Annotated in this window: 10 protein-coding genes; 9 read left to right on the forward strand and 1 reads right to left on the reverse strand. The window is 44.3% G+C overall.

Annotated features, from left to right (window positions below; translation table 11 throughout):
- Positions 1–51: 51 nt before the first annotated feature.
- Positions 52–1,131: a tRNA 2-thiocytidine(32) synthetase TtcA gene (ttcA, locus tag L0G63_RS12125; protein ID WP_301450903.1), complete on the reverse strand. Its 1,080-nt coding sequence runs from the start codon at positions 1,129–1,131 to the stop codon at positions 52–54.
- A gap of 372 nt (positions 1,132–1,503) precedes the next feature.
- Between ttcA and queC the strand changes: the two genes are divergently transcribed.
- The 9 genes from queC to L0G63_RS12170 all read left to right on the forward strand — a co-directional run bounded on the left by queC (position 1,504) and on the right by L0G63_RS12170 (position 11,606).
- Positions 1,504–2,253, forward strand: coding sequence for a 7-cyano-7-deazaguanine synthase QueC (gene queC, locus L0G63_RS12130; RefSeq protein WP_301450904.1), 750 nt, complete (start codon positions 1,504–1,506; stop codon positions 2,251–2,253).
- Between the two features lie 275 nt (positions 2,254–2,528).
- Positions 2,529–2,858, forward strand: coding sequence for a hypothetical protein (locus L0G63_RS12135; RefSeq protein WP_301450895.1), 330 nt, complete (start codon positions 2,529–2,531; stop codon positions 2,856–2,858).
- Positions 2,859–3,064: 206 nt separating this feature from the next.
- The gene (locus tag L0G63_RS12140; protein ID WP_301450896.1) at positions 3,065–3,562 is read left to right on the forward strand and encodes a peroxiredoxin; all 498 of its coding nucleotides are present in this window, start codon (positions 3,065–3,067) and stop codon (positions 3,560–3,562) included.
- Between the two features lie 116 nt (positions 3,563–3,678).
- Positions 3,679–5,169 (forward strand): dihydrolipoyl dehydrogenase, encoded by a 1,491-nt coding sequence (locus tag L0G63_RS12145; protein ID WP_301450897.1) that lies wholly within the window; start codon positions 3,679–3,681, stop codon positions 5,167–5,169.
- A 197-nt stretch (positions 5,170–5,366) separates the two neighbouring features.
- Positions 5,367–6,551, forward strand: coding sequence for a mechanosensitive ion channel family protein (locus L0G63_RS12150; protein WP_301450898.1), 1,185 nt, complete (start codon positions 5,367–5,369; stop codon positions 6,549–6,551).
- 158 nt (positions 6,552–6,709) lie between these two features.
- Positions 6,710–9,004, forward strand: coding sequence for a bifunctional 23S rRNA (guanine(2069)-N(7))-methyltransferase RlmK/23S rRNA (guanine(2445)-N(2))-methyltransferase RlmL (gene rlmKL / locus L0G63_RS12155; RefSeq protein WP_301450899.1), 2,295 nt, complete (start codon positions 6,710–6,712; stop codon positions 9,002–9,004).
- Positions 9,005–9,263: 259 nt separating this feature from the next.
- Positions 9,264–9,839: a TerD family protein gene (locus tag L0G63_RS12160; RefSeq protein ID WP_301450900.1), complete on the forward strand. Its 576-nt coding sequence runs from the start codon at positions 9,264–9,266 to the stop codon at positions 9,837–9,839.
- A 219-nt stretch (positions 9,840–10,058) separates the two neighbouring features.
- Positions 10,059–11,120, forward strand: coding sequence for a DUF475 domain-containing protein (locus tag L0G63_RS12165; RefSeq protein WP_301450901.1), 1,062 nt, complete (start codon positions 10,059–10,061; stop codon positions 11,118–11,120).
- A 261-nt stretch (positions 11,121–11,381) separates the two neighbouring features.
- Positions 11,382–11,606, forward strand: a complete 225-nt coding sequence (locus L0G63_RS12170; RefSeq protein ID WP_301450902.1) for a glutaminase — start codon at positions 11,382–11,384, stop codon at positions 11,604–11,606.
- The last annotated feature ends 39 nt before the right edge of the window (positions 11,607–11,645 follow it).

An 11,645-nucleotide genomic window follows, 5' to 3' on the forward strand; every position in this document is an offset into this window, starting at 1 on the left:
TCGCCTAAAAAATAGTCGCTGTCAGTGCCATGGTCGAATGTTCAACACGCCCTAGATAACGGGATTAATCGTTGGAATTTTTTGAGTAGTACGGCCGTTTTGTGGCGTCTCATTGGGTACTGCGGTAGACGGCTCATCACTTGCAAACTTAGGATTGTGTGTCTGCGTTTTGGGCGATACTGGCAAACCAATCTCAGCCAAACTATCGGTCTGTCCTGATTGAATATTGTCACCCTCAAACAAACGCTCTTCATTATCACGAGCCAGACTGAGCGTTTCAAAATCAAACAGCTCACGATCAGCTAGCTGTGATGGCGCCACGTTTTGCATGGCTTTAAAGATAGAGGCAAGACGCTGCGGATGCGCATCATCCCATTCGCGCAGCATATCGTTGATGACGGCGCGTTGTAGATTGGTCTGACTACCGCATAAGTTACAAGGAATGATCGGGAATTCTTTTAATTTGGCATACTCGATGATGTCTTTTTCTTCGACATAGGCCAATGGACGAATCAGCATGTTTTGCTTGTCATCGCTCAGCAGTTTAGGCGGCATGGATTTGAGCGCGCCACCATGAAACAGGTTCAAAAAGAACGTTGCCAGCATGTCGTCGCGATGATGACCAAGCGCAATTTTGGTCGCACCAATCTGCTTGGCAAAACCATATAGTGAGCCGCGGCGCAGGCGTGAACACGCTGAGCAATATGTTTTGCCTTCTGGCACCACGCTTTTGACAATACTGTACGTGTCTTTTTCTAAAATATAATGCGCAATGCCCTGCTCGTTTAGGTAAGCAGGCAGAATATCTTCCGGATAGCCGGGCTGCTTTTGGTCGAGATTGACCGCAACGATATCAAAATGAATCGGAGCGATGCGTTTTAATAATAATAAAATATCCAGCAAGGTGTAGCTGTCTTTGCCGCCTGATACGCAGACCATCACCACATCGCCATCTTCGATCATATTAAAATCACGAATTGCCCAAGATACTTGACGACGAAGCTTTTTTTGTAGCTTACGAAAGTGCGCTGATTCAGTCGGTGCTTGTGAGTCAGCAGCCCTATCCTCATTACTATCCTCTTCAGCGTCGGCCTCTACACTATAACGATTAAAGCCTGCTTCATTAGACATATCATCAGACACATCGTTGGTCTGAGAAGGGTTGTCTGGCGTAAACAAGGTTGCTGTGGTCATAAGTTACTCAATATCTTTATAAGAATGATTTTACTATAAAGCGATTTGCTATAAAGCACCGTCAATGATGCGAGATGGTCGCTGCTTTAAAAGCGGCAATTATAACAAATAATGCTAACAGATTGAAAAGATGACAGTAATACCGACTGTATTTTTATCAGGATATTATTGGATATGGCTTTGTCGCCTTTGTGACGCGTGATTGGTCGCTTCATGGTTCTGTAATAGCCGTATTTTTGCTAAAATAGCCGTTTTCGTAAACCAATAATAGATACTACTATGACTAACGTTACTTTGCAGAATCCTTCAATGAATCAAGCGTCCGATACCAACGATACTCCTCACAAAAACCAAAATGCCGTGGTGCTTTTATCAGGTGGTCTCGATTCGGTGACGTGTTTGTATTGGGCAAAGGCACGCTATGCCTCGGTGACAGCGGTCAGCTTTGACTATGGGCAACGTCATAATAGTGAGCTTGTCGCAGCAAAGCGCATTGCTGAGACAGCAGGCGTCAACCACAGAATTATCGACATTGATATCGCCCAGCTTGGTGGCTCATCACTCACCGATCACAGCATGATCGTACCAGACGGCGATACCGACAAATTCCCTAATAAAAAGCGCGATGAAATCGATAACGATGCTATCCCTAATACTTATGTGCCTGCACGTAATACAATTTTTTTGTCTTATGCTCTAGCCGTCGCTGAAGTGACTGATGCCAATCATATCGTCATTGGGGTCAGCTCAGTCGATTACTCTGGCTATCCTGATTGCCGTCCAGAGTATATCGAAGCATTTGAGCACATGGCCAATCTGGCGACAAAAGCGGGCGTTACCGGTCATCGCTTGTCTATCCAAACCCCACTACAAAAGCTGTCCAAAGCCCAGACTATTGAGCTTGGTCTCTCATTGGGCGTTGATTATGGACAAACGATTTCTTGCTACCGTGCCGATGTGAACGGACTTGCTTGCGGCGTTTGTGACAGCTGTGCGCTACGTCGTCAGGGCTTTGCTCAAGCTGGCGTCACTGACCCTACTCATTACCAAGCTGGATAGAGATACTGACTTTTTATCAAACAGCGGCATCAATCAACATTAGCGAAACATTCGCTTTCATTAACACAGCACGTCGATATTGTATTTTTATCAATATACTTGCTATGGTATGGACAATCATTTTTGCCAATTGAATAGATTACATGTGATATAGGTTACATGAGATATCACCAATGATTCAGTCACTCACATATCAGTGATCCAGCTGTCTGTTGATTATAAAATCACATTGAATACCAGAGTCAAAAATTGACACTACCTGTAAGAGGATATTTATGAAGTTATTGCCATTACTCCCCCTAGCCTTAGCGGCCGCGTTCGCAATGCCGCAGGCGAATGCTACTGATATTAAGCAAAGCAATATCAACTCATGCGTCGATGGCGCAGTTAAATATAAAGTCGCTAGTAAAAGTGATGCGATAAAGTTATGTAAGTGCACTATCGGTGTGCGTAGCAACATGACCATCGGTCAGATGTGGGAGATTGAGAGCTACGCAAAAGACAAAAAAGATCCTTCAAGCTTGCCTTATGTCAAAACCATGCAAAAAGACTTACAGCAGTGCACAGTCGGCTTAGATCTAAAGCAGCCGCAAAAACCTGCTTAACAAGCATGCATTCGATATACAAAAGACTGGCCATTGCCAGTCTTTTTTGTTGCCAATGGATGAGCAAAGTGTAAAACTGATTGTTTATTTCTCTTAATCTGCCTAGAATAAGAAGATTCATCCTAAAATCAACGTAAACAATCAAATCACAACCAACCAAATTATAAATAGAACCGATATAAATCAAAACAAATAAGGATTTTACCATGGCAAAACCAACCACAGAAACGATCAACCTACCCGACTTTCCAGTGACCATCGTACGCAAACTTGCTGGCAACTTTATCCATGATGAGATCAGTCTCAAAGAGATGGTTGCCAATACAGACAAAGGCTTGATTCTTTACTTTTATCCAAAAGACAATACACCAGGCTGTACCACGCAAGCGACGGAGTTTACCTCACATCTTCATGATTTTGATGACTTAGGTTATGACATCGTTGGCGTCTCTCGTGACAGCGTTGAGTCACATGAGAAGTTCATCGATAAATACGACTTACAGATCCCACTTGTCAGCGACACTGATGAAAAGCTATGCCAGTATTTTGAAGTGATTAAAGAAAAAAACATGTACGGCAATATTACTTTGGGACTGGTGAGATCAGCATTTTTATTTGATAAAGAAGGCAAGCTGACCCACGCACAGCGTAACTTACGTGCCAAAGATTATACCAGTCGTCTACTCAGCATATTGGCACCATAACCTGATCGTTATAACAGAGTACATTTTTGTCGCAAAAACGATAAAACGCGCGAATATAAGGCTCTGAGTCACCGGTCAACACATACACTTACAATCCCTTCTTACTAGAGAATCATATGAATAAACAGTCTGGTACTACTACTGATAAGGCGCCGCAAAAAATCACGCGCAACGTCTCTGTTGCCGTTATCGGTGCAGGCACGGCTGGTCAAAATGCCTTTCGCCAAGCGAGCAAAATTAAAGACGATGTCGTCATTATCAATGAAGGGTTTTGGACCACTACCTGTGTCGCTGTCGGCTGTATGCCTAGCAAACTGCTGATTGCAGCCGCTGACCGTGCACACGATGCCAACCATTCTGGCGACTTTGGGGTTCATGCCACGGTAAAAATAGATGGCAAGCAAGTGATGCAGCGCGTGCGTGATGAGCGCAGTCATTTTGCAAGCTATATCAAAAAACAAGTAGATAGCTGGCCTGATCACAAAAAGATCGATGGGCGTGCTCATATTAACGAGCAAGGGTTAATCGAGGTCAATGATGAGCTCATTGCCGCAGAGCAAATCATTGTGGCAACTGGCAGCTCACCTTTTATACCTGACGGTTGGGCTGACAAACTGGGTGACACGATGCTCACCTCTGATAGCGTGTTTGAGCTTACAGACTTACCCAAATCTATGGCAGTAGTAGGCGCAGGAGCCATTGGTCTAGAGCTTGCACAAGCATTTACGCGCTTGGGCGTAGAGGTTACGCTACTCAACCGAGTCAAACAGGTTGCTGGTCTCAAGGATAATGATATCAACCAAAAAGCCATCGAGTGCTTAAGTCATGAGCTTACCATGCACTTGGGAAGCAAGATTACTGATGTGGGTCAAAAAGTAAATAAAGACACTCAAACTGCGTTTATTGAATATGAAGACAGTGCTGGTGAGTCAAGACAATGGCAAGGCGACTGTGTCTTGGTCGCGACTGGTCGCCGCAACAACATCAAGCAGTTGGGTGTCGAACATTTAGGCGTTGAGCTCGATGACAAGAACCGCCCGAAAAACTTGAGTAAAAAGACGGGTCAAATTGGTGATTCAGATATCTATATCGTTGGAGACGCCAATGCTCACATTCCTCTACTGCATGTAGCGAGTGATGAGGGCTATAGTGCTGGCAACATAGTCTGTGAAAATACAGAAGATGCCTATATCCGTCCGCCGGCTACTCCTTTTTCTATCGTATTTTGCTCGCCGCAAATCGTCAATGTCGGAATGTCTCTACCCGAGATTCAAGAAGACCCTGAGCTGGAATTTGTCATTGGTCGCGTCAGCTTTGATAACCAAGGGCGCAGCCGTGTGATGGGCGTTAATTGTGGTCTGCTACATATCTATGGCTGCAAAAAAACCGACAGAATATTAGGCGCGAGCATGGTAGGCCCTGATGCCGAATACATCGGTCATATATTAGCCACAGCGATTACCAATGATTTGAGCATTAAAGAGATGCTTGACACGCCTTTTTATCATCCTACGATATTAGAAGGTCTGCGTACGGCACTCCGTGACGTACAAGACAAAATGGAGATACCCTACCAATCGCAAGATACTCAAGAAGATAACTTTTAACTGACAGCAAAGCCCAACTCTTAAATATGGTGTTGGGCGCACGCTTCATTGATGCTGCATTTGATTGATTTGACAACTTGAGGTAATTTATCAATAGGTGTCTCATATAAATAGATACTTTTTATCAATAGATATTTTTCATCAATAGATACCTCACACATCAGTTTTGTATAAACATACCTTGCATGGACGAAGCAATGTCAATCGCTAGTGTTACCGACTTTTTTAAAGAGATCATTCGTGACTTGCATACTAGCCTCTATCTTGCGCTTGGCGGCTCTATCGATGAAGAGACACTCAACTGGTCCTCTCAAGCGGCAGAGCTTACAAGCACTGGTATAAAAATCCTAATACTGCTTGCAGTGTTGGGATTTTTTTATTGGCTGGCCAATTATATTCTTAGACAAAGTAAAACTAAGATTCGCTTAAACGATCGCCGCACCAAAATCGTTCGCTCGACACTACGCTACATCTGGATTGTGGCTAGCCTCATAGCGATTATGAGTCAGATAAATATTGAACCAGAGACCATCAAAGCCACAGCAAAAGCCAGCACGTGGGCTGGTATCTACTACGTGCTGTGGGCGTCATCGGGTCAGATTATTCATAAAGTTCTACAGCATTATGGACTCAACGCCTCGATAGAACAGCTGCTCAAAAACATCTTGTCCGTCCTCTTATTGGTACTTGGCCTCGCCAGCGTGATGGCTCAATTTGGTTTTGACATCGTGTCGCTCGTTGCAGGTTTGGGTATTGTCGGTTTGGCAGTGGGCTTTGCGGCTCAATCGACGCTTGCCAACTTCATTGCCGGTATTACTATTTTACTAGAGCAGTCCTTTCAAGTCGGTGACTGGATTCATATCAATGATACTGAGGGGCGCGTGGTGCTGATCGCGCTACGCACCACTCATATTCTGACGCGAGACAATATTACTGTTATTATTCCAAACTCTAATGTTGCCTCCTCTGAAGTCATTAACCTAACCTCCAAAAACTTTATTCGTTTTGATATTCGTGTCCGTATTGCCTTCGAAGATGATATTGAGATGGCACGCCAAGAAATTTTGCAAGTACTGAGCGATACTGATGCAGTGCTCAAGCGTCCTGAAACTTCCGCCACAGTGGCTGAAATCGGTGAGTATGGGGTGTTTTTTATCGTGCGTTTTTGGGTCAAGCCAGCAGCAGTGGCACGTATACCCAAAATCAAAGAAGTGCTGCAAGAAGAGATAAAAACTGCGTTCGACGCGGCCAGTATCTCGACGCCTTATCCGCATATGCGCTTGCTTATGCCAAAAGATGTTGACTACCCGATTGCCACCAAACCCTTTGCAACCACCACTCAAGTGCTCTCAGAAGAGGCACCATTGGCACAAGACAAGTAGATCGTTTATTTTTATGTGTTTAGCTATCGCACCTTAAACCTATCGCACCTTAAACATAGCCACTTTGAACCATCCTACCGTGAATTATGGTAAAATTACTGGTTACACCGCCTATTTTATTATTTGCTTTTTTGTCAATTTAGCCCACAGGTACCCGTATGACCGAACACATCGCAGCTGCACCCTCTTCCACCTTGACGCTTGATCTTATCGTTACTTGTGCCGATGGGCTTGAGGCACCGCTGCAGACTGAGCTGACAAGTTTCGGTATCAAAAGCGACATCAAAAGCACAGGGCGTCTCGCCGTCACGGGTGATTTGCGTGACCTATATACCATCTGCCTATGGTCACGTGTGGCCTCGCGGGTATTGATGCTCATCAAGCGCAAAAACATCAATGCAGAATATGATGTGGCAGAGCAGCTTTATGGTTTGGCAAAATCGGTTAACTGGACTGAGCAATTTGGCCTAGAGCAAACCTTTGCCATCCGTCTGTCTGTCGATAAGCGTGTCGCTGTAAGTCAACAATTTGCCATGTTACGGGTCAAAGATGCGATTGCTGACACTTTTAACGAAGTGTATGACAGCCGCCCCAATGTCGATAGTAAAAACCCAGATTTCTCTATTTTTGCAACCATCAATGATAAGCAAGCCGAGCTGTATCTAGACCTCTCGGGTACCAGTTTGCATCGCCGTGGTTATCGCGTGGCAATGACAGAAGCCCCACTAAAAGAGAATTTGGCAGCTGCCCTACTCTATAGCGCTGGTTGGCATAAGAAAAACGATGCAGGCGATGCACCTTACTATGATGCCTTGATTGATCCTATGTGCGGGTCTGGTACCTTCCTTATCGAAGCGCTACTTATGCACTGTGATTATGCCGTGGGTATCGATAAAGCGGCCAATCAGTTTGGCTTTTATGAGTGGCAGCATCATGATGAGGCGCTATGGCAGGAGATGATTGAAGAAGCGCAGACACGCTTTCGTGAAGCTTTAGAGATTGCCAATGAGCAGCCTGACACGCTGCCGCTGATATTGGGTTTTGATGCTGATAATGGCGCCATTATTGCCACCGAAAAAAACCTTATTGCCGCAGGGTTACAAGATCTGTTGCCACTACTTGATATTGAAAACCGTGCTCTGAACCAATTGGGTAACACACTAAAACCGCTAGTCGATGACGGTCGATTGAGTAATCCTTTAATCATTACCAACCCACCTTATGGTGAGCGTTTGGGTGATGAGGAGATGATCAAGCCTTTGTATCAAGCCATTGGCCTGATTGTACAAGATAGCTTTGCTGGCAGAGGTATCGATCCAATGCTTGGCATACTGGCCGCTCGTGTCGAGCAAGTAGATATCCTACCGATTAAAGAACCAAAAACGTTACGCTGTCATAATGGCGCTATCACTGTCTACTTCCGCTACGGAACGCTTATCGCTGGACAGACAGGCAGTCTGGTCAGTCGCTTTGAGAAGCGTGAGATCGAAGTAGAAGACGGACAAGACTTTATTAATCGTCTACAAAAAAACCTGACCAAGCTTAAGAAACTGGCGAAAAAAGACAATGTCAGTAACATTCGTGTCTACGATGCCGACTTGCCTGACTTTAAGGTTGCTATCGATTTATACGGCGATTATGCTCATGTGCAAGAGTATGCACCGCCTAAGACCATTCCACCTGAAACGGCCAAAAAGCGTTTTAATTTGGCGCTGATGGGTATCCGTGAAGTATTTGATATTAACCGTGAGCAAATCTTTATCAAGACACGGGCACGCCAGTCTGGTAATGATCAGTATAGTAAACAGAACACCACAGAAAAACGCGGCAAGTTCCATGTTGCTCGCGAAGATGGGGCGTATTTTTATGTCAACTTTACCGACTATCTCGATACGGGGCTTTTCATTGATCACCGTAATATGCGCGCCCGAATCAAAAACAACAGTCACGGCAAGTCTGTCTTGAATCTGTTTGCTTATACTTGTACAGCGAGTGTCCATGCTGCACTTGCTGGTGCCAAAAAAGTCACGAGCGTTGATTTGTCACAGAATTACCTAGATTGGGGCAAGCAGAATTTTGTGCTCAATGGTCTAGACGTCAGCCGCAATAAATATCAATTCGTTGCCGCCGATATTTTTGAGTGGATCAAAGACAACACCGAGCAGTTTGATATTATCTTTATTGATCCACCGACTTTCTCAAACTCGAAGAAGTTCCAAGGCACCTTTGATGTGCAGCGTGACCATGCTGCCCTCATCAATCGTGCGATGAACCGTTTAACATCTGATGGCGTTTTGTATTTTTCTAATAACTTCACGCGCTTTGAGCTAGATGAGCAGCTAAGCGAGCGCTACGATATTGTCAATATCATGCCAAAGACCATCGGCTTCGATTTTAATATCAAAAAACCCATCCACCAAAGCTTTGAGATTCGTCATCGTCAGAGTCTATAGATAAGCGTTTATGAGTGAGCACTGCTGCTATACCGGCAAATGCCATGAACAAAGTAATTACAATGAGTAGCGTAACTGCCTGAAACTTAGGTTTTTTGCCAAATGCATGTGAAATATAACCATGACCCAATCAGCTTTGATTGGGTCATTTTTTGTTGTTATGATAGAGCATTAATAGGCGATGGATTTGCGCAGTGATAGCGTAATCATCGCCTTTTATTTCATAAAATCGCTAACATCTAACAACAAGGGTAATCTTATGGCTTTATCATTAAATAAAGGCGGCAATCTATCGCTGACGAAAACAGATCCAAACCTAACCAAACTGCTTATCGGTCTTGGCTGGGACGAGCGCGCGACTTCTGGCGCTGAGTTTGATCTGGATGCCAGTGTGTTTTTGTTAAATAGCGCAGGTAAAGTGCGCGGCGATCATGATTTTATCTTCTATAATCAGCTCAAATCTGACAACGGCGCGGTCGAGCATACTGGTGATAACCGTACTGGTGAGGGCGATGGTGATGATGAAGTCATCAAGGTCAACTTAACCCAAGTACCTGCTGATATTGATAAAGTAGTAGTGACGGTCACTATCCATGATGCAGCCACACGTAACCAAAACTTCGGGCAAGTAGCCAATGCCTTTATCCGTGTGGTGAATGAAGAAACCGGCACTGAAGTGGTACGTTTTGACTTAGCAGAAGATTATTCTGTTGAGACAGCGATGGTGTTTGGTGAAGTCTATCGCCACAATGGTGAATGGAAATTCCGCGCGGTGGGTCAAGGCTATTCAGGTGGCTTACAGGCAATGTGCCATCAGTACGGTGTCGATATCTAATCCCCTATTTTTTGGTATTTAGACTATTAGCCATCCTAATGATCCTATCCAAAAGACAGCGTGGTCATCGTTGCAAATAGTCACAATTTTAATGCCCCAATGACTAGCAATGCTTTACGTTTCGTTTAAAATTATGCATAAAAAGTGGTTAGCAATAGCCACTTTTTTGCAGCTTGTGTCTATACTAGACCAGCTTTACGCAACCAGACAGGATGTGTCATGAGACATTTTTATTTAGACATTATCTTCACAATCATTGCCTTAGCAATAGCGGCATGGTGGGGATATTCACATGGCGGTATGGGTGGGATGATAACCACACTATCGATTACCGCTATTTTGGCCGTCATGGAGATTTCGTTATCTTTTGATAATGCGGTGGTCAACGCTTCAGTCCTTAAGGGCTGGGACGAGTTTTGGAAAAAGATATTTTTAACCGTTGGTATTTTGATCGCCGTATTCGGTATGCGCTTGGTCTTCCCTATTGTCATTGTCGCAGTCACTGCTGACCTTGGTATGATGCAAGTGATCGATTTGGCCTTGAACAATCCTCAAGAATACTCAGCCCGACTAATGGCGCACCATGCTGAAATCTCAGCCTTTGGTGGTATTTTCTTATTGCTTGTTTTCTTAAACTTTATTTTTGATGACAAAGAGGTGCATTGGTTTGAATGGCTTGAAAGCCGTTTGGTCAAGTTAGGCAAAGTCGATGCGATGAGCGTATTTGTGGCGCTTATCGTCCTTATGATTGCCGTATCATGGGCCAGTGCAGAGCAATCAAGTGCGGTATTAATCGCAGGCGTTTGGGGCATTCTAGTATACCTTGGTGTACAAGTTGTCTCTGGCATGCTTGAGGGTGACCTTGAAGAAGACTTAGACAATGAAGGAAGTGGCGCAGCTGCGACCAGCGCTATCATGAAAGGCGGGATTATCGGTTTCTTATACTTAGAAGTCCTTGATGCTTCGTTCAGTTTCGATGGTGTGATTGGTGCCTTTGCCATTACCAATGATGTCATCGTCATCATGCTCGGTCTTGCCATTGGTGCGATGTTCGTACGCTCGATGACTATTTTCTTGGTAGACAAAGGCACGCTTGATGAGTTTATTTATCTTGAGCATGGTGCGCATTATGCCATTGGCGCACTGGCTATCATCATGCTATTGTCTGTGAAGTTCCATGTACCAGAGATCATTACTGGTCTTATCGGTATTGCCTTTATTGGTTGGGCGCTACTAGCCTCACTCAAGCACCGTAAGGCTGAGGCTGCCAGTTTGAATTAAGGCAGATAGTCCCTAAAAGAGCTTTTGTATTAAGTGTCTTTGAGCAGGTCATATTATCAGGTATGGCCTGCTTTTTTGTTTATAAAGCCATATATCGTCAACTTGTCATCTGTGAATATTTGGCTATAACTGCAGCACTTTATATAACAATGTACTAGAATATCAGTGTATTTGGTTTTCGACATACAATTTTCTCCTCACCACTGCCCTTTATTCAGTTAAAATCCCCATCCTCCAATAACTTGATAAAAACAAGACCTTATGATGGATATACAAAAGATACTTGATGATATTGCGACAAAGATGGCAAATGAGACAGATCGAGGGAAAGTAGCCGACTACATTCCCCAACTGGCTCATGTGAATCCCAACCAGTTTGGCATTGCAGTCGCCACACCTGATGGGCAGGTCTATACAGCGGGAGATACTGGCACCCTATTCTCAATCCAAAGTATCTCAAAGGTATTTACCCTAGGGTGTGTATAGAATTCAAATCAGGGGCAACCAGATAAAGACACAAGCGAG

It is taken from the genome of Psychrobacter sp. (assembly GCF_030454045.1).
In the GTDB taxonomy this organism is placed as follows: Bacteria; Pseudomonadota; Gammaproteobacteria; order Pseudomonadales; family Moraxellaceae; genus Psychrobacter.